At 64.2% G+C, this 22,462-nt stretch carries 24 protein-coding genes and 1 riboswitch; of the genes, 11 read left to right on the forward strand and 13 right to left on the reverse strand.

Annotated elements, in window-relative coordinates; all coding sequences use genetic code 11:
• The 3 genes from QZ213_RS06935 to cydX all read left to right on the forward strand — a co-directional run.
• The coding region (locus QZ213_RS06935) for a cytochrome ubiquinol oxidase subunit I (protein WP_291685326.1) at positions 1 to 232 on the forward strand (232 nt) is incomplete at its 5' end.
• A 28-nt stretch (positions 233 to 260) separates the two neighbouring features.
• Complete coding sequence (gene cydB, locus QZ213_RS06940; RefSeq protein ID WP_291685349.1) at positions 261 to 1,418, forward strand: cytochrome d ubiquinol oxidase subunit II; 1,158 nt, start codon at positions 261 to 263, stop codon at positions 1,416 to 1,418.
• Between the two features lie 14 nt (positions 1,419 to 1,432).
• Complete coding sequence (gene cydX / locus QZ213_RS06945) at positions 1,433 to 1,564, forward strand: cytochrome bd-I oxidase subunit CydX (protein WP_291685327.1); 132 nt, start codon at positions 1,433 to 1,435, stop codon at positions 1,562 to 1,564.
• Positions 1,565 to 1,652: 88 nt separating this feature from the next.
• Here cydX and QZ213_RS06950 read toward each other — a convergent pair whose 3' ends face one another.
• Positions 1,653 to 2,453 carry an SDR family NAD(P)-dependent oxidoreductase gene (locus tag QZ213_RS06950; RefSeq protein ID WP_291685328.1) on the reverse strand — a complete coding sequence of 267 codons (801 nt, stop codon included), beginning with the start codon at positions 2,451 to 2,453 and terminating at the stop codon, positions 1,653 to 1,655.
• A gap of 1 nt (position 2,454) precedes the next feature.
• Positions 2,455 to 3,009, reverse strand: a complete 555-nt coding sequence (locus QZ213_RS06955; RefSeq protein WP_291685329.1) for a carboxymuconolactone decarboxylase family protein — start codon at positions 3,007 to 3,009, stop codon at positions 2,455 to 2,457.
• Between the two features lie 350 nt (positions 3,010 to 3,359).
• Here QZ213_RS06955 and QZ213_RS06960 point away from each other — a divergent pair, with 350 nt between their 5' ends.
• Positions 3,360 to 3,632, forward strand: a complete 273-nt coding sequence (locus QZ213_RS06960; protein WP_291685330.1) for a hypothetical protein — start codon at positions 3,360 to 3,362, stop codon at positions 3,630 to 3,632.
• A gap of 3 nt (positions 3,633 to 3,635) precedes the next feature.
• On the opposite strand, the gene QZ213_RS06965 is transcribed toward QZ213_RS06960, so the two are convergent.
• The 5 genes from QZ213_RS06965 to QZ213_RS06985 all read right to left on the reverse strand — a co-directional run bounded on the left by QZ213_RS06965 (position 3,636) and on the right by QZ213_RS06985 (position 9,144).
• Positions 3,636 to 4,028: an MAPEG family protein gene (locus tag QZ213_RS06965; RefSeq protein WP_291685331.1), complete on the reverse strand. Its 393-nt coding sequence runs from the start codon at positions 4,026 to 4,028 to the stop codon at positions 3,636 to 3,638.
• Between the two features lie 120 nt (positions 4,029 to 4,148).
• Complete coding sequence (locus QZ213_RS06970) at positions 4,149 to 5,237, reverse strand: lipocalin-like domain-containing protein (RefSeq protein WP_291685332.1); 1,089 nt, start codon at positions 5,235 to 5,237, stop codon at positions 4,149 to 4,151.
• Positions 5,227 to 7,689, reverse strand: a complete 2,463-nt coding sequence (locus tag QZ213_RS06975) for an ABC transporter permease (RefSeq protein ID WP_291685333.1) — start codon at positions 7,687 to 7,689, stop codon at positions 5,227 to 5,229. Before QZ213_RS06975 ends, QZ213_RS06970 begins: the two co-directional genes overlap by 11 nt.
• The gene (locus QZ213_RS06980; RefSeq protein WP_291685334.1) at positions 7,686 to 8,339 is read right to left on the reverse strand and encodes an ABC transporter ATP-binding protein; all 654 of its coding nucleotides are present in this window, start codon (positions 8,337 to 8,339) and stop codon (positions 7,686 to 7,688) included. Before QZ213_RS06980 ends, QZ213_RS06975 begins: the two co-directional genes overlap by 4 nt.
• Before the next feature lie 40 nt (positions 8,340 to 8,379).
• Positions 8,380 to 9,144, reverse strand: coding sequence for a methyltransferase domain-containing protein (locus QZ213_RS06985; RefSeq protein ID WP_291685335.1), 765 nt, complete (start codon positions 9,142 to 9,144; stop codon positions 8,380 to 8,382).
• A 256-nt stretch (positions 9,145 to 9,400) separates the two neighbouring features.
• On the opposite strand from QZ213_RS06985, the gene QZ213_RS06990 reads away from it, so the two are divergent.
• A complete protein-coding gene (locus QZ213_RS06990; protein WP_291685336.1) occupies positions 9,401 to 10,675 on the forward strand; it encodes an MFS transporter in 1,275 nt (424 codons plus the stop codon).
• Positions 10,676 to 10,731: 56 nt separating this feature from the next.
• Here QZ213_RS06990 and QZ213_RS06995 read toward each other — a convergent pair whose 3' ends face one another.
• Complete coding sequence (locus QZ213_RS06995; protein ID WP_291685337.1) at positions 10,732 to 12,474, reverse strand: amidohydrolase family protein; 1,743 nt, start codon at positions 12,472 to 12,474, stop codon at positions 10,732 to 10,734.
• A gap of 77 nt (positions 12,475 to 12,551) precedes the next feature.
• Complete coding sequence (locus QZ213_RS07000) at positions 12,552 to 13,790, reverse strand: MFS transporter (protein ID WP_291685338.1); 1,239 nt, start codon at positions 13,788 to 13,790, stop codon at positions 12,552 to 12,554.
• Between the two features lie 177 nt (positions 13,791 to 13,967).
• On the opposite strand from QZ213_RS07000, the gene QZ213_RS07005 reads away from it, so the two are divergent.
• Positions 13,968 to 15,224 carry an ATP-grasp domain-containing protein gene (locus QZ213_RS07005; RefSeq protein WP_291685339.1) on the forward strand — a complete coding sequence of 419 codons (1,257 nt, stop codon included), beginning with the start codon at positions 13,968 to 13,970 and terminating at the stop codon, positions 15,222 to 15,224.
• Positions 15,225 to 15,230: 6 nt separating this feature from the next.
• Here the strand turns inward: QZ213_RS07005 and QZ213_RS07010 are convergent, their stop codons facing one another.
• A complete protein-coding gene (locus QZ213_RS07010; RefSeq protein WP_291685340.1) occupies positions 15,231 to 15,386 on the reverse strand; it encodes a hypothetical protein in 156 nt (51 codons plus the stop codon).
• 260 nt (positions 15,387 to 15,646) lie between these two features.
• Between QZ213_RS07010 and QZ213_RS07015 the strand changes: the two genes are divergently transcribed.
• The gene (locus tag QZ213_RS07015) at positions 15,647 to 15,889 is read left to right on the forward strand and encodes a hypothetical protein (RefSeq protein ID WP_291685341.1); all 243 of its coding nucleotides are present in this window, start codon (positions 15,647 to 15,649) and stop codon (positions 15,887 to 15,889) included.
• 56 nt (positions 15,890 to 15,945) lie between these two features.
• On the opposite strand, the gene QZ213_RS07020 is transcribed toward QZ213_RS07015, so the two are convergent.
• Positions 15,946 to 16,218: a hypothetical protein gene (locus tag QZ213_RS07020; protein ID WP_291685342.1), complete on the reverse strand. Its 273-nt coding sequence runs from the start codon at positions 16,216 to 16,218 to the stop codon at positions 15,946 to 15,948.
• Positions 16,219 to 16,470, reverse strand: a complete 252-nt coding sequence (locus tag QZ213_RS07025; RefSeq protein WP_291685343.1) for a transcriptional regulator — start codon at positions 16,468 to 16,470, stop codon at positions 16,219 to 16,221.
• A gap of 49 nt (positions 16,471 to 16,519) precedes the next feature.
• On the opposite strand from QZ213_RS07025, the gene QZ213_RS07030 reads away from it, so the two are divergent.
• Both QZ213_RS07030 and QZ213_RS07035 read left to right on the forward strand, forming a co-directional pair.
• The gene (locus QZ213_RS07030) at positions 16,520 to 17,209 is read left to right on the forward strand and encodes a hypothetical protein (RefSeq protein WP_291685344.1); all 690 of its coding nucleotides are present in this window, start codon (positions 16,520 to 16,522) and stop codon (positions 17,207 to 17,209) included.
• A gap of 135 nt (positions 17,210 to 17,344) precedes the next feature.
• Positions 17,345 to 18,313, forward strand: coding sequence for a cobalamin-binding protein (locus QZ213_RS07035; protein ID WP_291685345.1), 969 nt, complete (start codon positions 17,345 to 17,347; stop codon positions 18,311 to 18,313).
• An 88-nt stretch (positions 18,314 to 18,401) separates the two neighbouring features.
• Here the strand turns inward: QZ213_RS07035 and QZ213_RS07040 are convergent, their stop codons facing one another.
• Positions 18,402 to 20,516 (reverse strand): TonB-dependent receptor, encoded by a 2,115-nt coding sequence (locus QZ213_RS07040; protein WP_291685346.1) that lies wholly within the window; start codon positions 20,514 to 20,516, stop codon positions 18,402 to 18,404.
• Between the two features lie 110 nt (positions 20,517 to 20,626).
• A riboswitch (cobalamin riboswitch) is annotated at positions 20,627 to 20,828 on the reverse strand.
• Positions 20,829 to 20,979: 151 nt separating this feature from the next.
• Between QZ213_RS07040 and QZ213_RS07045 the strand changes: the two genes are divergently transcribed.
• Together QZ213_RS07045 and QZ213_RS07050 are read left to right on the forward strand one after the other, a co-directional pair.
• Entirely contained in the window at positions 20,980 to 22,023 is a 1,044-nt protein-coding gene (locus QZ213_RS07045; RefSeq protein WP_291685347.1) for an iron ABC transporter permease, read from the forward strand.
• Positions 22,020 to 22,462 (forward strand): ABC transporter ATP-binding protein (locus QZ213_RS07050; RefSeq protein WP_291685348.1); only part of this gene is annotated, 443 nt, incomplete at its 3' end. The genes QZ213_RS07045 and QZ213_RS07050, both read left to right, overlap by 4 nt.

Genomic DNA, 22,462 nt, shown 5'->3' on the forward strand with positions numbered 1-22,462 from the left:
CTGGATCATCGACGGCGTGCTGCCGACCTTCCTCGCGACCTCGGAGCTCGGCGTCTACAATCTGGTGCTGACCATCATCGGCTTCACGGCGGTCTATGGCGTGCTCGCCGTCATCGAATGCAGGCTGATGCTGCAGGCCATCAAGAAGGGCCCTGACGCAGTGGGCGACATGGGCTCGTTCGGTCAGTTCGCAGCAACAACCGGTGCCGGCGCCATCGCGCCGGCCGAGTGATCCTCTCAAGGCCTGGTCAGGAAATACCATCATGATCCAACTTATTTTCGATTACACCACGCTGCGCCTGATCTGGTGGGTGTTGCTGGGCGTCCTGCTCATCGGCTTTGCCGTCATGGACGGCTTCGACATGGGGGTCGGCGCGCTGTTGCCCTTCGTTGCCAAAACCGACACCGAGCGGCGCGTCGCCATCAACACCGTCGGTCCGGTCTGGGAAGGCAATCAGGTCTGGTTCATCCTGGGCGGCGGGGCGATCTTCGCGGCGTGGCCCGCGCTGTACGCGCTGAGCTTTTCCGGCTTCTACCTCGCGATGTTCCTGGTGCTGTTCGCGCTGATCCTGCGTCCGGTCGGCTTCAAATACCGGTCCAAGCGCGAGGGTATTGCCTGGCGCCGAAACTGGGATTGGGCGCTGTTCGTCGGGGGGGCCGTTCCGGCGTTGATCTTCGGGGTCGCTGTCGGCAACGCGCTCAAGGGCGTGCCATTCCATTTCACCGACGATCTGCGGCCGATCTACGAAGGCAATCTGTTCGGCCTGCTCAACCCGCTGGCGCTTTATTGCGGGCTGGTGTCGCTTTCGATGCTGGTGATGCACGGCGCGGCATGGCTCTGCTTCAAGGCTGAAGGCCCGGTGGCCGAGCGCGCCGCGGCGTTCGGATCAAAAGCGGCGCTGATCACCGCGACCCTGTTCGCAGGCGGCGGCATCCTGATCTGGCTCGGCGCGTTCGGCGGCTATCAGGTGACGAGCCCGATCGTGTGGGATGGCCCGTCCAATCCGCTCGGCAAGACTGTCGCGGTCAATTCGGCGGCATGGCTGCAAAATTTCCGCGCCACGCCCTGGCTTGCGATCGTGCCGCTGCTCGGCATCGTCGCGCCGCTGCTGGCCGCGGCAGGCTTTGGCGCCCGCCGGTCCGGCCTGACCTTCCTCGCCTCCAAGCTCGGGATCGCCTGCATCATCGCCACCGTGGGGCTGTCGATGTTTCCGATCATCCTGCCGTCGAGCACCAATCCGAACGATTCGCTCGCCGTGTTCGACGCCTCGTCGAGCCATGCGACGCTTCGCAACATGCTGATCGCAACCGTGATCTTCCTGCCGATCGTGCTCGCCTATACCGCCTGGGTCTACAAGGTGCTGTGGGGCAAGGTCAGCGCGACGACGATCTCGCAAGCCGGATCTTCGGCCTACTGAGCGGAGACAGAACGATGTGGTATTTTTCCTGGATCCTCGGCCTCGGACTTGCGGCCACCGTCGGCGTTCTCAACGCGCTCTGGTACGAACTGCGCACGGTTCGCGAAAAAGACGAGACCAGCGCGCCGCCGTTGCGGACGCCCTGATCGCCTATATCTTTTTTGACGTGTTTTCGTCACGCGAACCGGTATCCACTTCGCTCGAAAACGCAAGGGCGTGTCGCCGCCTTTCCGGCTAGCCCCGCCGCACGCTGGCGCCGCCGTCGACCGGCAGCGTCACGCCGGTGATGAAGTTGGCTTCGTCGGAAGCCAGGAACAGCGCGGCGTTGGCGACGTCCCAGCCGGTGCCCATCTTCCGGCGCAGCGGCACCTTGGCGTCGCGCTCGGCCTCGACCTCGGCGCGGCTCTTCCTGAATTCGCGGGCGCGGGTGTCGACCGCCATCGGCGTGTTCATCAGGCCGGGCAGGATGACGTTGGCGCGGATACCGTATTCGGCGTTCTGGTAGGCGAGCTGCTCGGTGAAAGCGATCATCGCCGCTTTGGTCGCCTTGTAGGCGACGTACGGGTAGGTGGTGATGGCCGCCATCGACGAGATGTTGATGATGGCGCCGCTTTGCTGCTGGCGCATGATCGGGATCACGTGCTTGGCGGCGAAGATGCAGCTCTTGAGGTTGATCGCCACGCAGCGCTCGAGCGCTTCCTCGGTGAAGTCGAGCAGCTCGGCGTCGCCGCCCGAAAGGCTGACGCCGACATTGTTGTGCAGGATGTCGATGCGGCCCCAGCGGGCCTTTGCATCGTCCACCATGGCCTTGAGCTCGGCATTTTGGGTGACGTCGGCCTTGAAGGCCGCCGCGGCGCGGCCCTTGCCGCCGATCATGTCGACGGTTTCCTGGGCCGAATCGAGATGATGATCCACGCACAGTACGCGAGCGCCCTCCCGCGCGAAGGTCAGCGCGGTGGCGCGGCCGTTGCCGATGCCCTCGCCAGGACTCTGGCCGGCGCCGACGACGATGGCGACGCGATCTTTCAAGCGCATGTCAGTTCACTCCCGGAATCGGGTACTGTTGCAGTACCTCTTTGTAATAGGGCTCGTTGTCTATCTTCATGGTGGCGAGCACGCGGACCACCGCGCAATAGAAGGCGATGGTGAGCACGAGGTCGGTCATGTGCTCGTCGGAGAGCTCCTTTTTGATGTCGGCGAAGGTGGCCTCCGACATCGCGAGTTCGCGCACCATCTCGCGAGCGCCTTTCAGAATCGCTTTCGCCAGCGGCTCGAGCTGAGACGGCTTGCCCTCGGTCTCCGCCATCAGCGCCGCGATATCGGCGTCGGTGACACCGAACTCCTTGCCGATCTTCACATGATGGGTGAATTCATATTCCGACTTCTCCATCCAGCCGACCTGCAGGATCGCGAGCTCCCGCAAGCGGGGGTCGAGCTTGCTCTTGAAGCGGATGTAGCCGCCGACGCCGTTGAAGGCGCGCGCCATGTCGGGCGAGTTGACCAAGAGCTTGTGCAGATTGGTGTTGCGCTTGAGCATGTCGCGATATTCGGGCGCGACCTGGTCGGCCTCGAGATAGGGCAGGCGGGCCATCTGGTTGGTTCTCCCCTGGCGTCGTTATTGCTTGCCGCAGCAGGCTGCGACAGTACAGGAACGAAATGGGGCGCGGAAGCTCGCCGGCGCGGGTCGGGAAACCGGCCCGCGCATGAGGCGAAAGCGAGGCAGGCTCGCTGGGCTCGGCGCTTTGCCCAAAGCTCTGCATCATTTGCGGCGACTTGCCGAGCCCGGTGAGGGTGTCCTTGATGACCGGATACAACCGAAGGAAAATGTCCGCAAAAGTACGGAATGGCGGGCGCAAATCGTGCAAGCGAGTCGCCACTTGTATCTGAGCGCCGGAGTCTTACGTGCTGCAAAATTAACCGGCCGGAATTGCCTGATCCTTCATGCTTGAGCCGCTCATGGGGGTGATCGCAATGAACGGAAAGTCCAGTGGCTGCGGACCGGTTGTGCGCAAGCCAGCACGAATAGAGTTGCTCGAGAGCCGTAGCAGCACCGGTTGCATGGTTCGGAACCTATCGGATGCCGAAGCAGTGCTCGAAGTTGCGCAGCCGGACAAGCTTCCGATTGAGTTTGATCTCTTGATCGAGCCGGATCGGGCTCGGCGCTGCGGCGTCATTCGGCGCAAGGCAAGAAGCGTCGCCGTCGCCTTTATCTAGTGGTCATGCGTGAATGAGGCGCCAGACGATGGCGCCCAGCGCGCCGAGCCAGAGAATAATGGCGGCCATCGCCTGAATGCCAAAACCCCGCCCGCGTTTGTCGGCGGCCTGCGAATAGCCGGTCATATAGAGGATGCGACCGGCGATCCAGACGACGCCGATGATGGCGGCAATGGGATCGCTGATGTAGATCGCAAACAGCCAGAGCGAAGGCAGGAAAATCGGCATCCATTCCAGCGTGTTCATCTGCACGCGAAACACCCGTTCGAAGTCAGGATTACCGGTGATCGCGGGCGCCTTGATGCCGAACGCCTGCCGCGCCTTAGACACCTGAATCGACGTGAAGAAATACAGCGCGATGGCGAGACAGGTGACGAGTGCGGTGAAATGAAGCATTTTTTGGAATTCCCTTTTGATAGCAGCCATCATTCCTGGGCGGTCGCGAAGCGAGCGAACCCGGAATCTCGAGATTCCGGGTCTGCGCTTGCGCGCATCCCGGAATGACGTCCTCGTCTTTCAATAGCCTGTCAGTTCCAGATATCCAACGCCAGTGTGGCTGCCGCCAAAACTGATCGGCCCCTCCCAATAGGCAAAGCTCGTTCCCATCCAGCTTTTCGGATTCAGCGGGACGCAGGAGATCCTCAGCGCCAGCGGGGCAATCACGATGTCCCATGTGGTCGGGATTTTGCGCTCACCGATCTCGGTGAACCCTTTCGGCGTCATCGTGATGTCGGCCGATGCGATCTGCCGGCCCTTGCCATCAGGCAATATCCAGTTGGCGGAAGCATAATTGTTGCCGTCCGTCTGGCGCATCCGGTACAGCATCAGTTTCTCGCCTGAATTGAAATGCAGCGACAGCCAGTCCCAGCCGGTTTGATCCGACGCCAGCGGCTGGCTGCTCCATTCCCTGTCCATCCAGGCGAGGCCGGTGACCTCGACGGGCTTGCCGTCGATGGCGATGCGGCCCGCCGCCCTGAAGAACGGCTGGCTGTAATAGTAGGAGGCCTGCTCGCGCTCCGATTTCCGGCTGTAGCCGGCGTCCCCCTGCAGCACCAGCGGCCCGTCGGCATCGAGCCGCAGCGTGTAGGAAAAATCCGCAGCCTCCGCGGCAAGTTCGAGCGGCGCGATGGCGTCGTCGCGCAGGCCATCAAGGCCCCGCATTTGCCAGGCATCGATCCAGGCTTGAAACGGCTTTGCCTCAACGCCGGCTTGTCCAACCCCGCCGCGGGCGAATTTTTCGCTCGTTCGGTGGGTGTCGGCGCGGGTGACGGCGGCATGACCCATCCATAGCTGCTGATTGGCCCAGCCTTCGCCCTGCGTACCCGGCCGCGCCGCCTGCCGAAACAACGTCCACTGCACGCCGAAGGCGGCGCCGGTCGAGCTCCTAAGATTCGCTGTCAGGTACCACCACTCGATGCGATAGTCCGGATGCGGACCGTGATCGGCCGGAAACGAAAAAACCTTGCCGGGAACGACGGGTGCGAATCCCAGGGCGTCCGTGCCGAGCCCGGCAAAGCCCTGCGCGCGCGCGCCGTTGCGGCCGAGCCCGAGAACAACGGCGCCGCCGAGCAGGGCGCGGCGTGTTATCGAGAAACTATCGCTCATCGGCGAAAATCTTGATCAGGCGCGCCGGCTGCATGCGCGCCAGCTTTATCACTGGAAGCAGGGCGGCCAGCAGCGAAGCCGCCATCGCCACGCCCAGCAACTGCAGCAATTGCAGCGGGAAGACATGGAACGGCAGCCGCCATCCGAACGCCTTCACGTTCACCACCGCGATCAGGCACCACGCCACCAATAATCCCAGCGGCAGCGCCAGCAGGGTGGTAATCAGCGCCACCGACAGCGTCTTGAGCAGCTCGATCGCCGCCAGCCGTTTCCGTGTGATGCCGATGGCCCATAAGGGCGCGAGCTGCGGCAGGCGGGAATTGCTCAGGGTCAGCAGGCTCGTCAGCAGCGCGATGCCGGCGACCCCGAGCGTGAAAGCGTTCAACGCCGCCGTCACCGCAAAGGTCTTGTTGAAGATCCGCGTCGACTCGGCTTTCAGCGTGACCTGATCCATCAGGTTGCGGCCGTCGAGACCGAATTTCTCCTGCAGCGCCGAGATCAGGGCCGGCACTGCCGCGGGCCAGACACGCAGGCCCATCCGCGTCAGCGGCACATCGGGGAAGCGGCGGGTGAACGCCGCGATATTGACGGCGATCTGGCCCTTCGGATTGCCGTAATCGGCGTAGATGCCGACGATTTCGAGCGCCCAGTTTCCGCCTGCCGCGGTGACCTCGACGCTGTCGCCGATCCCGAGCTTCAAGCGCCGGGCCAGTTGCTCGCTGATCAGGCCGGCGTCGCCGGGGCGCAGTCTTTTCCAGGCGTTGGCGGTCGATTCGAGCAGCGGCCAGTGATCGCGATAGGTGGCGTGATCCGCCATGCCCAGGATCTCGATCGGGGCTCCCGCGATCTGCACCTCGGCCCGGCCGCCGGGCAGGACTGCGGCGACTTCGGGCCGCTCGCGGAGCCACGCCTTGATTTCCGTGGCCTGCGCGGCGTCGGAGGCGTTGACATAGACGTCCGCCGCCAGCCGCCCGTCCAGCCAGGTGACAAACGTCCGGCTGAAGGTTTCCACCATGGTGCCGACGCCGACATTGACCGCGAGCGCGAGCAATAGCGCCATCAAGGCCAGCGACAATCCCGACAGCTGCTGACGGCTGTCGGCCCAGAACCAGCCCGCGAGCGCGCCATCGGCCTGCCGCTGGCCGAACGAAAGCACGCGCTCGAGGATCGCGGGCAGGATCAGGGCCGCGCCAAGCAGCAAGGCGGCCAGCACGGCAAATCCCGAAACGAGCGACTCGCCGTACCACAGGATCAGCCCGGCGGCGGCGAGCACGGCGAGCGCCAGCGCGCTCTGCAGGATCAGCCAGCGGTGCTGCGCCTGTTGCCAGGCATAGGGTTGCGCCGCCGCCAGGATCGGAAGGCGGATTGCTTTCGCAAGGCTCGTGGTCGCTGCCGCCAGCGCGCCGGCGATGGAGATGACGATGCCGGCGAGCCACCACTCCGGCTTCAGCGTCAGCTGGCCGGGAATCTGCGCGCCGTAGAGGCCGCGCAACGAGGCCGCGACATCCGGCAACAACGCCGCCGCGATCAAATAGCCGCAGACCAGGCCGACGAGGCCCGCGACCAGCGCCAGCGACACCAGTTCCACCACCAGCACCGCGTTCAGCATGCGCGCGGACACGCCGCAGGCGCGCAAGGTCCGCAGCATCGGCAGCCGCTGCTCGAACGCCAGCCCAATCGCCGAGTTGACGATGAATAGCCCGACGACGAATGATAGCAGCCCGAACGCGGTGAGGTTCAGGTGAAAGCTGTCGGTGAGGCGTTCGAGATCGCTCTCCGCATCCGGCTGCACCAGGCGGAGCTGGTCGCCCGCGACGCCTTCCAGCGGCGCGCGCTTGCCGGTTGTCTTGCCGATCAGGAGCCGGGAAATCTGGTCCGGCCGGTTGAGCAGCCGCTGCGCCATGCCGATATCGACCACCAGCACGCCCGGTACCAGTTGCGCCTGCGCGCGCAACGGCGGCAGCGATGTGCCGTCGCTCGTCGGAGGTGTCGCGCCTTCCGGCAGATTGAGATCGGTCAGCGCGTCCGGCGCGACCAGCGTCTCGCCCGGCGGCGTCAGGAAAGCTTGCAGTCCGGCCCGGCCGATCGCCGGCGCATTGCCGACTTCCACCGGGATGGTGATGGGTTCGATGCCCAACAACCGGAACGAGCGTCCGTCGATCTGAACGCGGCCTTCGAGCACGGGAGATACCGGCCAGCCGGCGCGGCGCAGTTCGGCGAAGAGCTTTTGCGGGAAGGTTCCGCCGTTGCGCGCAACCAGGACAGCGGTTCGCGCGCCGCCGAAGGTGGCGGCGGCGCGGTCGTAACTGTCGCGGGCCTGCGCGTTCAGCGCCTGCACGCCGCTCCACAAGGCGGTCGCGGAAATCAGCCCGATCAGCAGGGTCGCAAGCTGCATGGGATGCCGCCGCCAGTGACTCAACAGCACCGCGAGAATCCAGAGGATGCGGCTCATGCGATCAGGCCCGCATGGAGATGGATCTGGCGGTCCAGCGTGGCGGCGAGTCTCGCCGAGTGCGTCACCATCAGGAAGCCGCAGCCGGTTCGGGTCACGAGGTCGCGCGTCAGCGCCAGAACGTCGTCCGCGGTCGCCTCGTCGAGGTTTCCGGTGGGCTCGTCGGCGAGCAGCAGCAGCGGCTTTACCGCGAGCGCGCGGCCGATCGCGACCCGCTGCTGCTGGCCGCCGGATAATTGTTCGGGATAGCGTTTTAGCAGGGCGCCGAGCCCGAGGCGTTCCACCAACTCGGCATGCCAGGCGGCATCGTGACGGCCGGCGATGCGCGACTGGAATTTCAGATTGTCCCCGACGCTCAGGCTCGGGATCAGGTTGAATTGCTGGAACACCAGTCCCAGGCGGTCCCGGCGCAGCTCCGCCCGCCCGGCGTCGCTGAGATCGGAAACGGCGATGTTGGCCAGCCTGATCTCGCCGCCGTCGGGGCGATCGAGGCCGGCGATCAGGTGCAACAGCGTGCTCTTGCCGCTGCCGGATTCTCCGGTCAGCGCCACGCGCTCGCCCGCCGTGATATCGAGGTTGACGCCACGCAGCACCACGACGTCTTCGCCGGCGGAGCGATAGGTTTTTGCGAGGCTGCGGACGCTCAGCACGATGGGTTTGCCGGTTGAAATGCGAAGCGGGCGCGAAATCTCACAGCGGCTTTTGATATTTCAGCACGAATTCGTCGACCGGCACCTGCGGCTTGAACACCGCCGCGTCGCGCGGATCCTCGGGGTAACGCAGGAAATCGGCTTCGGCCGCGAGCTTGAACCCGGCGGCCTCGATCTCCTTGCGCAGCGTGCTCTCCTCGATGCGGTGCAGCGTCTTCGCCACGCCCGTGCCATCGCCCGCCCGCGCGGAGTGGTCGGCAATGACGAGGAAGCCGCCGGGCCTCAAGCCTGCAAACATCTTCCTGTTCATCTCGGCGCGATCGGCCGGCATATAGGTCACGTCGTGATAGGCGAAGAAGAAAGTGATCAGGTCGAGCCCGCTGACCTCGGGCGGCAAGGGATCGTCGTAGTTCCGGATCAGGTGCACGACGTTCTTCATGGCCGGATTCTGGGCGCGAATATCGAACTTGTCCTTTACCCGTTCCATGACCGCGGCCGATTCCTGCGCGTAGACCTTACCATCAGGGCCGACGGCGCGCGCCAAAAGCTCCGTGCTGTAGCCGGCGCCGGCCCCCATATCCAGCACCTTCATTCCGCTTCGCGCGCCGGTGAAGGCGAGCATTTTGGCGGGTTGACGGCGCAGATCGGTTTGCCGATCGGCGTCGCTACGATCAGGTGCCGCCACGATGGCCGCATAGTCCGGTGCCTTGGTGTCCTCGGCCGCCGCCGGGCCCCATCCCGCGAGCATCGAAAGCGAAACGAGCAAGCCGATCGCGCTCGCACGGCATTGGATCGTTCTCTGCATGAAAATCCCCTGGCAATTTGTCCCGCAACATAGCAAGGCCGGACCGAGAGATCACGGTCTCAATCGCGTTGCGACACGATCGTGATCCGGTTGCAGGAGGCCGGCCGAAGAGCCCCGGGGCGCCATCTGGACAGGTGGCCCTGCTGCGGCGCACCGGGAGCCGCCTGAAAATGTTCGGTTGCATTGCCCGACACCCCACGGGTAGCATTGGCCGCGGCCGATCAACAGGCCGACGACGATAAATCGGGGAGAGATCATGGCCGCGCAACCGACGCCCAAGGGCGCCTGGAAAATCACGTTTCTGCTGTTTCTGTTCATGCTGGTCAATTTCGCGGACAAGATCGTGGTGGGCCTCGCCGGCGTGCCGATCATGACCGAGCTGAAACTGGAACCGGAACAGTTCGGTCTGCTCGGCTCCTCTTTCTTCTTCCTGTTTTCGGTCTCGGCCGTCGTGGTCGGCTTCATCGTCAACCGCATCGCCACCCGCTGGGTGCTGCTGGCACTCGCGGCGATCTGGGCGCTGGCGCAGTTTCCAATGGTGGGCACGGTCAGCTTCACCACGCTTCTGATCTGCCGCGTGATACTCGGCGCCGGCGAAGGCCCGGCGTTCTCGGTGGCGGTCCATGCGATCTACAAATGGTTCCCCGACGAGAAGCGGACGTTGCCCACCGCGATCCTGTCGCAGGGCTCCGCCTTCGGCGTGATCATCGCGGTGCCGGCGCTGAACTGGGTGATCGTCAATCACAGCTGGCACTATGCCTTCGGCGCGCTCGGTGTCGTCGGCCTGATGTGGGTGGCGGCGTGGCTGGTCGTGGGCAGGGAAGGGCCGCTGGTTCAGACCGCCGCGATGGCCAAGGCCGAACTTCGTATTCCCTATTTGCAGCTGCTGACCTCGCGCACCTTCATCGGTTGCTGCGCGGCGACCTTCGGCGCCTACTGGGCGCTGTCGCTCGGCCTGACCTGGTTCACGCCCTTCATCGTCAAGGGCCTCGGCTTCTCGCAACAGCAAGCTGGCTTCATTTCGGTCCTGCCCTGGGTGTTCGGCGCCACCATCGTGCTGCTGACCGGGTGGATTTCGCAGGTGATGATGGCGCGCGGTTTCTCCACCCGCGGCGCGCGCGGCGTGCTCGGTTCGGTGCCCTTGGTCGTCGGCGGCCTGTTCCTCGCGGCCATGCCGCATGTCGATGGCGCCGGAGTGCAGATCGCGCTTCTGGTGGTCGGATCGGGGCTTTGCGGATCGATCTATGTGGTCTGTCCGCCGATGCTGAGCGAATTCACGCCGGTGTCGCAGCGCGGCGCCGTGATCTCGATCTACGGCGCGATCTACACGCTGGCCGGCATTCTGGCGCCCTCGGTGATGGGCAGCGTGATCCAGCACGCGGGCGGGCTGCTCGAGGGCTACATGACCGGCTTCACCATCAACGCCGTCATCATGGCCGCATCCGGCCTGCTCGGCCTGCTGCTGCTGTGGCCCAACACCGAGCGCGCGCGCCTGATGGCGCAAGAGCAGCCGCAGCCGAAGTTCGCGTGACGAGTGAATATCGCAGGTTTGTCGTTGCCGGCGACAACAACAGATCGTCGGTGAGGCTATGAAGCCGCGGCTTCGATGCTTCGCAGGCCGTCCCGCGCGCCGCGCACCAGCCGGCCCGGGCGCGCGCCGGTGGCCGACCCGCCGCGCTGCGTCACCACGCCGGAGACGATGGTGGCGTCGTAGCCGTCCACCTGCTGCAGCAGACGGCGGCCGCCGACCGGCAAGTCGTAATGCACCTTCGGCGGATGCAGGTGCAGCCGATCGTAGTCGATGACGTTGACGTCGGCCTTGTAGCCGGGCGCGATCACGCCGCGATCGGAGAGGCCGACCGACAGAGCGGTCTTGCGCGACTGCGCCGCCACCACGAAGGGGATCGAGAGTTTCTCGCCGCGCTTGCGGTCGCGCGTCCAGTGCGTCAGCAGATAGGTCGGGAAGCTCGCATCGCAGATGATGCCGCAATGCGCGCCGCCGTCGCTCAATCCAGGCACCGAATGCGGATCGGTCAGCATTTCCCGCGTGGCATCGAGATTGCCGTCGGCGTAGTTGAGAAACGGCACATACAGCATGCCGCGGCCCTCGTCCGAGAGCATCGCGTCATAGGCCAGTTCTTCCGGCTGCCGCCCCTGGCGGCGGGCCTGCGCGCCCAGCGCGTTTTCCGGCGGCTGTTCGTAGTCCGGGGGATCGCCGAGCAGATACATCTTGTCGTAGTTCGGCCGAAAGAACAGCGGATCGTCGGTCGCGGTCGGCGTCTCGCTCAGGATCGCCGCGCGCACTTCAGGCTGGTGCAGCCGCTTCAGCCGCTCGGCCAGCGGCAGGTTCGCGATCGCCCGGTAGCTGGGATGGGTCTGGAACGGATTCCGCGACAGTTCCAGTCCGAGCAGCAGCCCGACCGGGCGCGCGGCGATTTGCGCGGTGATCGACAGGCCGCGGGCGGAAGCCTCGCCGATACTGTCCAGTGTCTGACGCCAGCGCCGCGGCGCCTTGTCGTTCTGCGTGATCGAGAACGAGATCGGGCATCTGGTGTTTTCCGCTACCCGCAGCATCATCGGCAGGTCTTCATGCAGGGTCGAGAGATCGAGCACGAATTGCAGCACGCTGCGGCCGACGCCGTGCATCGCGCCGGCGATCGCGGTCAACTCATCCTCGCCGGCCTTCAAGGTCGGCGTAAAATCGCCGGTCGAGGTGCGATGGTTCAGGGTGCGCGAGGTGGAAAACCCCAGCGCGCCGGCGCGGACCGCTTCGCCCGCCAGCGCCGCCATGGCCTTGTTGTCCTCGGCGGTGGAGGGATCGCGTCGCGCGCCGCGCTCGCCCATCACATAGACCCGCAGCGCCGCATGCGGCAGCTGCGCGCCGATATCGACGTCGAAACTGCGCTGTGACAGCCAGTCCATGTAGTCCGGAAAGCTTTCCCAGGCCCAGGGAATGCCGGCGCTCAGCACCGGCTCGGGAATATCCTCGACGCCTTCCATCAACTGGATCAGCCGCTGATGATCCGATGGACGGCAGGGCGCGAAGCCGACCCCGCAATTGCCCATGATCGCCGTCGTGACGCCGTTCTGCGACGAGGGCGTGATCTCGTGGCTCCAGGTGACCTGGCCGTCATAATGGGTGTGAACGTCGACGAAGCCCGGCGTGACCAGCTTGCCCTTGGCGTCGATCTCTTCCTTGCCCTTGCCAGCGACCTTGCCGACTTCGGTGATGCGGCCGCCCGTGATCGCCACGTCCGCCTCGAACAGTTCGCCGCCAAAACCGTCGGCGACGGTGCCGCCGCGGATCACAAGGTCTGGATTGGAGGTCATGGCGTTCATCCCCGGGTTTTGCTTTGTTGCCGCATCATGAGTTGTCACACGATGCTGTCAACCGCCGTGGGTGAGGCTCAGGGCTGCAAAACCCTCGCCTCCGGGGCTTCGGAACCGCCTTGCGGGCTGCGGTCGGTAACCAGCGCGAGCAGCACCGTGAGCACCATGAACACGACCGAGGCGCCGAACACCCAATGCGGCGCGCCCTGGTCCATGATCCAGCCGAACAACAACGGGCTGACGATGCCGCCGAGATTGAACCCGGTGGAGACGATGCCGAAGGCCCGCCCCGCCGCGCCCGGTGGCGCTGCATCGCGGACCAGCATATCGCGCGAGGGCGCGATCACGCCGCCGAGGAACCCGGCCATCGCCATCGCCGCGGTCAACAGCGGCGACGGCAGATTGAGGCCGGCAATCGCCAACACGATGACCGCATTGATCGCAAAGCAGGCGGCGGCGACCTGGCCGTGGCGCCGGGTGCGGTCGGCGAGAAAGCCGCCCGCCAGCACGCCCACGGCGCTAAAGCCGAGAAAAGCCGTCAGCGCGATATTGGCCGACGAGAACGACGCGCCATAGCCGCTCATCAGCGCCACCACGCCGAAATTGCCGATGCCGGCGTTGGACAGGCTGAGCAGCGTGAAGAAGACCGTCAGCACGATCAGGGCTGGCGTGATGATGTTCTGCTTCGGCGGATGCTCGCCGTCGACCCTGCGATCGGCCGCACTGGCGTCGGGCACGTCGGCGACGATCAGCAGCAGCGCCACCAGCGGCCCGATGGCGCCGGCCACGATCAGCGCGCCGACGCCGCCGCTCACGGTGACCAGCGCGGCGACGACGGCGGGCGCGACCGCGCCGCCGAGGAATCCGGCAAAGGTGTGGATCGAAAAGGCGCGGCCCATCCGCGCTTCATCCATGTGGGCCGCCAGGATCGCGTAATCGGCCGGATGATAGACGCTGTTGGCAAGCCCGAGCAGCACCGCGCTGGCGATCAGCCATGAATAGCTCAGGTGCATGCCGAGCATGATCAGCGCGAAGCCGCCGACCGCGAGGCCGATCAAGAGGATCTTGCGGGCGCCGATATGATCGGCGAGATAGCCCATCGGCGCCTGGGTCAGGCCGGAGACCACGGCGAAGACGGTCAGCGCGAAGCCGAGCTCGATATAGCCGACGCCGAGCTGGGCCTTCAAAAACGGAAACAGCATCGGCACTACCAGCATATGGAAATGGCTGACCCAGTGCGCGATCGAAATCAGCACCAGCGTGCGCAGCGCGGTGTCCGATTTTGCTTGTTGCGGTGCGGCTAAGACGTCGACCATCTCTTGGATAAGACCCCGTTCATTCCAACGGCCCGGCAGGGCCCGCCGAAATTACCGGCTGGCGGTTATTTGTCCATGAATACCGCTGCATGGCAGCCCCTGCGAAGGGTGCCGGAGCGGGATTTGAGCCGTTAAAAATTGAGAGACTTTTGGCTGCGGAGGCGGGAATGATCCGGCATGGCCGATTCCGCGCAATCTGCAAGACCGCTCCGGGTGCTGGTTTCCGAAGGAAACAGCACGTCGGCGCGGGAGGCGGTCACGATCCTGGGTCTGTCGGGGCATCTCGTCGAGGTCTGCGATCCCTCGCGCTATTGCTTCGCGCGATTCTCGCGCTTCGTCCGGAAATTTCATCGCTGCCCGGGACTGCGGGACGACCCCGCCGGGTTTCTCGCCTTTGCGGAGAAATTGCTGGCCGCGCGGCATTTCGACGTGCTGCTGCCGATCCACGAGCAGGGATTCCTGTTTGCGCGCGTGCAGCAGCGGTTGGCGGATCGCGTCGGCCTTGCGCTGCCGGGTTTCGAAAGTTACCGCAGCGTGCACAGCAAGACTGGATTCAGCCGGCTGCTGAACGAATTGGGTTTGCCGCAGCCGGCGACGCGAATCCTGAAATCGGAAAGTGAGCTGCGCGCCGCCATAACATTTCCTTCTGTCGTCAAAGCCTCCGTCGGCACCGCCAGCCGCGGCATCTGGTTCGTGCGCAACGAAGGCGATCTGGAAGCTGCGCTGCGCGAGTTGAACGCGAGCGGCGCGTTCGCTGACGAGGTGCTGGTGCAGGAATTTGTCACGGGCGCGACCGAGAAGGCGCAGGCCGTGTTTTGCCGCGGCAAGCTCGTTGGATTTCACGCCTATCGGCAAATCGCCGCCGGCGTCGGCGGTGGGGAGGCGATCAAGCGCAGCGTCAGCCGGCCGCAAGTGCGTGGGCTGTTCGCCACGATCGGCGAGAAACTCGCCTGGCACGGCGCGCTGTCGGTCGATTATATCCTGCCCGGCGACGACGCCACGCCGCTTCTCATCGATTGCAATCCGCGCCTGGTCGAGCCGATGAGCGCCTGGCTTGCCGGCCTCGATCTGGTCGGCCTGCTGCTTCAGGTGTCATTGGGCGAAACGCCGGCGGCGGCGGGCGAAAGCCGCGTTGATATCCGCACCCATCTCGCCATGCAGGCGCTGCTCGGATGTGCATCGCGGGGCGGAACGCGTCGCGAAATCTTGCGCGAGTGCTGGCGTTTGCTTGCCGGTACCGGTCCATATTCCGGCAGCACCGAGGAATTGACCCCGGTGCGGCAGGACTGGATCAGCGCCGTACCGCTGGCGATGCTCGCGCTCGCACTGCTGGCTGCGCCGAAATCGGCGCTCGGCCTGGCGCGCGGCGGCTGGGGTGCGCATCTGCTCGATCCCGCAAGCATCCGGCTGATCGAGAGCGAGGATTTCCGCTAGAAAATCCTATAACGGTTCGTCGTCTTCACCGGAGCGATCGCGCTTCGGCGTAGCGATGTCGCCATCTTCATAGTCGTCATCCTCGGCCGGCTTTGGCGACGGTTTTCTCGGCTTGTCGTTGTCCTTGCCGGGAGGTTTACTCTGCTTGCGGACTCCACCCATGGTTTTCCCCTGATCCGATAGATCGAAGTCTTGCGCGGCGACGCACCGTCGCATAATGCAACGACCTCAATCTCACCGCCTTTGACGGACATATTACCCGCAGCCGGAAAATCTTTCCTGCCTTTTTCGCACATTCGGTGTAAAGGGAGGCGTAACCCGAGCATGATTTGGAAAAGTGGAAACCGGTCTTCCGAGGATCATGCGTAAACAAGGAGAAGAGATCGTGACCCGATTCAATCGGTCATGATCTGGGAACCAATATGAAGAAGCCGAAGATCGAATTGGAAGAACAGACGCCGCGCAAGGTCATTCGCGCCGACAAGGCGCCGACCACAGGTTATTCGCTGGTGGTGGATGGCCACTTCAAGTCGCACCACGACACGGTCGAAGCTGCCGAAGAAGCGGGCATGGCCCTGAAAAACAAATTTCCGATGCTTCAGGTGCAGGTTTACGACGCCGCGACCAAGACGCGGTCGATGGTGCAATGGCCGGTGCCGGCATAGAGCTGACCCGGACCCGGAGGTTTTCCGAAGGGGTCATGCCCAAATAATAAAGAGCCTTAAGTCCGGCGGCCGCCGCTTTGCTGGCCCGCCAACCAATCCGACAGCGCCGGAGCCTTTTCGCCCGACTTCTTCGGCGATTTGGCGCGCGCCTTTTTCACGGCAGGAGGGAGCGGAGGCTCGGCGGCTTCGCGCGCGAGCCGCAAGGCCTTCAGCCTTGCCATGTTGTCGAGCACGGCTTTTGCGGCGACCTCCTGCTCGGACTTGCCGGCCTTCGCCAGGTTCGTCTTGTTGAAGCGCGCATCGGCTCGGTTGCGGTCCTGTTTGGTCATTTAAGTCGTCTTCTTCTGCGTCGTTTTCTTCTTGGGCTTGGCTTTGGCCTTGACTTTGGGCTCCGGCGGTTTGTCGCGGTCGGCGGCTTCTCTCGCCAGGCGCTGCGCGCGCAGGTCGGCCGTCCGTTTACGGATCGCGATATCGGCTGCCGCGATATCCGCCATCGCCTTGATGCCTTCGGCCTCCTGGGCGATTTTTCGGTTCAGCCTGATCTCTTTCAGTTCGGCCGGGCTTTTCGGTTCGTCATTCATCGATTGCCTCAATACTTACGGGCGCGCATCCATGGGCGGCGACCGGTCAATGATTCATCATACCACGCCCCGGAGCGATAAAGCCGCATCTTTCGGCCGGAATCGGATGGAAAAGGGTCCTTTTCAGTCCGAATTTGCCATTGTGGTGAAGAGCGGAAAGTGCTGCATCACCAGAGCTTTAGGCCTCATCGATAGCAAGGGGGATCGGCGGGAACTGTTCCCGCCCACCCGCGAAAGCGAACGCGGCGAGGTCTGGTTTCCGAAGGCTCGCCAGGGCGATGCCAAGAGAAAAATCGGTCGCGCCGACCGTGGCTGGTGGCCCGCCCAACCTTTTCGGCCCAAACTTCCGGGAGGGTCGATTATTTCTTGTTCTCGAAATGTCAAAGTTACCCGTCACGCTACGATGACAGGTTTGGCGCTACGTTACCTTGAGCGGAAGGAATCAATGCTACGCTTCATCACGATCCTGGCGTTTTTGATTTCCGCGCAGGCGGCCGGGGCACAAAATCAGCCGCCGCCCTTTGTCCCGCCGGCAATACCGCCGACCGATCTGCCGTCCGGGATCGGCAACTACTGCATATATGAAAGCCTCATCTACTCCATTGGTTCGCCTCTTTGCATTGGCAAGACAAGCTACATATGCGCTCCGACGACAGCCAATGCGGGCTTCAATCAACGGGGGTACTGGACGGCGAGACCGGCTGATCCGAACCTTCTCGTCGCGCCTGCCTGCCAGTAATTCGGCTATTAGAAAACGCGGGGGGCGGTGAGACAGCCGTTGGCTGCCGTGTAGATCCCAGAGTACATTGTAGCCTCCGTCATGATGTTATTTGGGCTGCGATTTGCCGGTCTAAAGAAACAGATGGGGACAAAAATGCTTCAAACCGCCTCTGATGGTTCTTCCAGTCAGATGGCCGCGGCCGAGACCCGGCGCATCGTCTCGTTCCTTCCCTCGGCCACCGAAATGGTATGCGCGCTTGGTCTGGGCGACCGGCTGATGGGCGTGACCCATGAATGCGACTACCCGCCGGAGATCGCAAGCAAGCCCGTCGTTGTCCGCAACGTGCTTCCGATCGAAAGCATGAGTCAGTCGGAAATAGACGTGGCCGTGACGCAAAGATTGCGCGATGGCTTGAGTCTCTATCGGGTGGACGAGACCTTGATGCGCCAAATCGGGCCCGATCTCATTGTCACGCAAGACCTCTGCCAGGTCTGTGCACCCTCGGGAAACGAAGTCTCGCAGCTGTTGAAGGTGCTTCCCTCCAATCCTCAGATCCTGTGGCTCACGCCGAAATGCCTCGAACAGATCTTCGACAATCTGCGCGAGCTCGGCGCCGCGACGGGCCGCCTCGAGACGGCGGAAACATTGATCGCGGACGGCAGGGCCCGGCTCGAGAAGGTCGAGGCGACGGCGCGCACGGCGTCGTCGAGGCCGCGAGTCTTTTGCATGGAATGGATGGATCCCGTCTATTGCTGCGGCCATTGGGTTCCGGAAATGGTTCGCATCGCCGGCGGCAGCGACCAGCTTGGTCGCGAGGGGAGCGATTCCGTTCGAGTCCGCTGGGAAGACGTTCTGCAGTGGAAGCCTGAGGTCTTGATCGTCATGCCCTGCGGCTTTGGCCTGGAAAAGGCTGCCGATCAGGCGCGAATGCTGACCAGCTACCCCGGCTGGGCCGATCTGCCGGCGGTGCGCAACGGCCGCGTCTATGCGGTGGACGCGAACTCCTATTTCGCGCGTCCGGGACCGCGGGTCGTTGAGGGAACGGAGCTTCTGGCCCATCTGCTCCATCCCGACCGGTTCGAGTGGCAAGGGCCAGCCGGCGCGTTTCGGAAGCTGGACTGAGCAGCCGCGCCCAATTGCGCGGGTGTCGGCGCTGAATCATCGGCCGCTTGAACGCAGGCGGCCGGAAATCCAATAGCAAACGCCGGCGCTACTTCACGCCATAGCTGGCAACGCGGATGCCGCCATATACTCCGAGACCCGGCTGCAGAAAGCCGGTCGGATTCTGGTAGTGGACGTTGAACAGGTTATCGACGCGGCCGAAAACCTTGAACTGATCGGTCACGGCGTAGTCGGCCGCCACATTGACAACGGTGTAGCCCGGCGCCAGCAGACGCGGGATGCTGAAATCGCGATTGGCGTCGATGAAGCTGCCAGTGTGCAGCACGGTTGCCGACAATGTCAGCGGATCGATCGGATTCCAGATGACATTGGCGCTCCATTTCTCCTTGGGCCGGCGCAACAGTTCCAGCCCCGTCATCGCATCGACGCTGCGCGTAAAGGTGTAGTCCGCGCGAACCCGAATGCGGTCGGTGATGCCGGCGGCCACGAAGTTCTCGGTGCCTTCCGTCGTCGCCCTTCCGACGTTGACGTTGGTGCTGCTGAACGTCGCGGGATCGACCACGCTCTGGATCAGGTTGGTGATGTCGTTGTGGAAATAGGTCGACCCGAAACGGATCCGGTCGTTGAACAGGGGCTGCTCGAAGCCCGCGTCATAGCCGACGCTTTCCTCGGGCTTCAGGTTCGGGTTGGCGAAAAAGAAGAACGCCGGAAAGCTGACGAAAAGCTGGTTCAACGTCGGCGCCTTGAAGCCGGTGCCATAGCTTCCCTTGAGCTTGGTTTCCGTGAACGGAACGATCAGCGCCGGAGCGAGCCGGAAGGTCGGATGCTCGCCAAAGCGGTCGTTGTCGTCCTGTCTGACGTTCTCGACCAGGAACAGGCGGTTTGCGAACTGCGATTGCAATTCGACATAGGCTGCCTTGTTGACGTTTTGCGCCGACACCGTGGATGTCTGCAACGTCTCGGTCTCATGCTCCGCGCCGATGATGACGGTGTGGTATGGCGCGAGCCGGGTGACGGTATGCCAGTCGTATTTCAGCCGGTCGCCGGTCGTGATCGTCGGCGCCACGTCGCCCGGTGAGATGTTGTAGTTCCAGTTGTTGGTGTAGTTGACGCCGAAATAGTTCTTGATGCGGCCGTCGAGCACCGACCAGACGGCTTCTTCGCGCGTGAAGAGCTGATGCACGATTTGCGTGCTCTGCGCCGCGGCCGGAAAGCTCGCAAACGTCACCGGGTCGAATGTATCGCCGGTGAAGTGCAGGGTGGCGTCGGTGTAGCGTGCCACCGCGTTCAGGGTCAGATTTTCACTGACCTCGGCGCCGAGCTTGGTCGAATACGTCATGTTGTCGTAATTGTTGCCGATCGCTTTTTGACCGGGCGGCAGTAGTTCCAGCGGCGTCACCGGAACGTCGGTGGCGCGGAAGTGCGCGACGTTGAAGGCGTAGTTGATCCGGTCCTGCGCCCCGCTCAGACCTAAATTTTGGTTGAACGTGCCGAACGAGCCGCCTTCGATCGTTGCGGTCGCACGGGGAGGGCCTTCGCCCTTCTTGGTGATGATCGAGATCACGCCGCCGAGCGCGTCGGCGCCATAGAGCCCGCTTTGCGGCCCCCGCAATACCTCGATCTGCTGGATGTCCGACGTCAACAGCTGGCCGAGGTCGAACGAGCGATTCGGATTGCTGGGGTCGCTGACATCGATGCCGTCGATCAGGATCTTGGTGTGATTCGAGTTGGTGCCGCGCATGAACACCGAGGTCAGGCCGCCCGGACCGCCGCTTTGAACGACATTGAGGCCCGGCACGGTGGCGAGCGCGTCGGGCGCGGTGCGCCGCTGGTCGCGTTCCATATCCTTGGCGGTGATCACCGTGACCGAACTCGCGATCTGATCGACCGGCGTCTCCGTCGCGGTCGGGCTGACCACGAGGGCCGTCTCCTTGCCCGGCGTAGCCTGTGGCTTTGCATCGGTGGAGGTTTGCTGCCCGGCAGGGACGGCGCGGCGAGATGCGGAAGGCTGCTCTGGTGCGGGCTCCGAACGGGTTCTGCTTTGATCGGCGGGCGCCTGGACCTCGATGGTCGGCAGCAGGTTCGGCGACGCCGATTGCTGCGCTTTGGCGGCGGCAATACTCAGAGAGAGGATGGGAACAAGAACAGTTGAAGCCAGCAGATAGGTGCGACGCCGCGCTGCGGCTTTGCGGATGGAAGACATGGTTGGACCTCGGTATGACGTCAGTGGCACGTCACAGCGAACGAAGTCTCACCATGGGCTTTCGCACCGCAGGTGAAGCTAATGTCTGTACTCCCCGACCGACATCTTCGCGTGTGACCACGGCTGACGGCAGGTCTCCTGGCTCGCGGGTCGTTACCCTTCGTCGCCTTCCCAGGACCGAGATTCCCAGTGGCATATGACGAAAGATTCGCCGCTTACAGTTGCGGGGGCAGCCGCGGCATTGGGGATATTTCCCCGCACCGCATTCCCTTTTGATCCCCAAGCTGGGGAACCGTCGCGAATATCTAGAAGTTTGCCGGGTGAAGAGTCAATGCCATCGTTTGGCCGCGAGGCTTCGAACGCCGCGGTACGCATTTTGTTCGCCAGGGCCGCTTGTGCCCGACCTCAATCATTGTATGAGCATTGGGCCCAAGGCGACGAGGTTGCCGCTCGAGGACGATTGATGAGCATTCAGAACGTCATGGCGACGGCTGACATCGCGGCGCGACGGCGCGCCGGCGTGACGGCGGCGCTCGTCGTCCTCGTGGTGCTGCTGGTGCTGCTCTCGCTCGGGGTCGGGCCGGTGCGGCTGTCGCCTTCGGCCGTGATCGATGCCCTGTTCGGCGGCGGCAGCGACGTGCAGCAGGTGATCGTGCAACAAATCCGGCTGCCGCGCACCATTCTCGGCTTTGCGATCGGCGCGATGCTCGGGCTGTCGGGCGCGGCCATGCAGGGCTTGCTGCGCAATCCCCTGGCGTCACCCGAATTGTTCGGCGCGCCGCAATCGGCCGCGTTCGGTGCGGTGCTGGTGATCGCGTTCGGCCTTGCCGATGTGCGCTCCTACGCGCTTCCGGTGATGGCGATCGCCGCCGCCTTCGCCTCGGTTTTCGCGCTGCTCGCGATCGCGGGCCGCAACGCCGGCCTTCTGATTCTGATTCTGGCCGGCCTTGCGATCTCGAGCCTTGCGGGGGCCGCGACTGCATTGGTGATGAATTTGTCCAGCAATCCCTTCGTCGTGCTAGAAATCGCGTTCTGGCTGCTCGGCTCGCTGGAGGACCGCAGCTTCCACCACGTCATGCTGGCGCTGCCGTTCATGGTCGCGGGCGCGGTCCTTCTTCTGAGCCAGCGCCACGCCTTTCGCGCGCTCAGTCTTGGCGAGGAAACCGCGCAAAGCCTCGGCGTCGATGTCGGCCGGCTGCGGCTGATGGTGATATCGGGCGTTGCGCTCGGCGTCGGCGGCGCGGTCGCCGTGTCCGGCAGCATCGGTTTTATCGGTTTGGTGGCCCCGCATCTGATGCGGCCCCTGATCGGCCACGATCCGGCGCGGCTGCTGATTCCCAGCGCGCTGACCGGCAGCGCGCTGCTGCTGGCGGCCGATATCGCGGTGCGCATGATCCCGTCGACCTCCGATATCAAGGTCGGCGTGCTGACCTCGATCATCGGCGTGCCGTTCTTCCTCTATCTGATCATGCGCGAACGCCGCGCGCTTTCGGGAGGCGTCGCATGACCGACGTTGCCCTCGTTACCGCACGCGACGTGAACGTGACATTGGCCGGCCGCCTCGTGCTGCACGATATCTCGCTGGCGCTGTCGGCTGGCCATCTGGTGGCGCTGGTGGGACCGAACGGCGCGGGCAAGACCACGCTGCTGCGCGCGCTGGCGGGACTGGTGCCCTCGGACGGCGTCATTCGTGTCCGCGGCGACGACTTGTCGTCGCTCTCGTTGCGCGAACGCGCCCGCCGCTTTGCCTATCTGCCGCAGGGCCACCTCGTGCACTGGCCGCTGCCGGCGCGCGATATTGTCGCGCTCGGCCGCTACCCGCATGGCGCGACCGACCCGGCGCGATTGACGGCGAAAGATGCGGAAGCCGTGCTGCGCGCGATGCGGGCGGCCGATGTCATGGAGTTCAGCGAGCGCCGCGTCACCGAATTGTCCGGCGGAGAGCG

Source organism: Bradyrhizobium sp., from assembly GCF_017881085.1.
Lineage (GTDB): Bacteria > Pseudomonadota > Alphaproteobacteria > Rhizobiales > Xanthobacteraceae > Bradyrhizobium.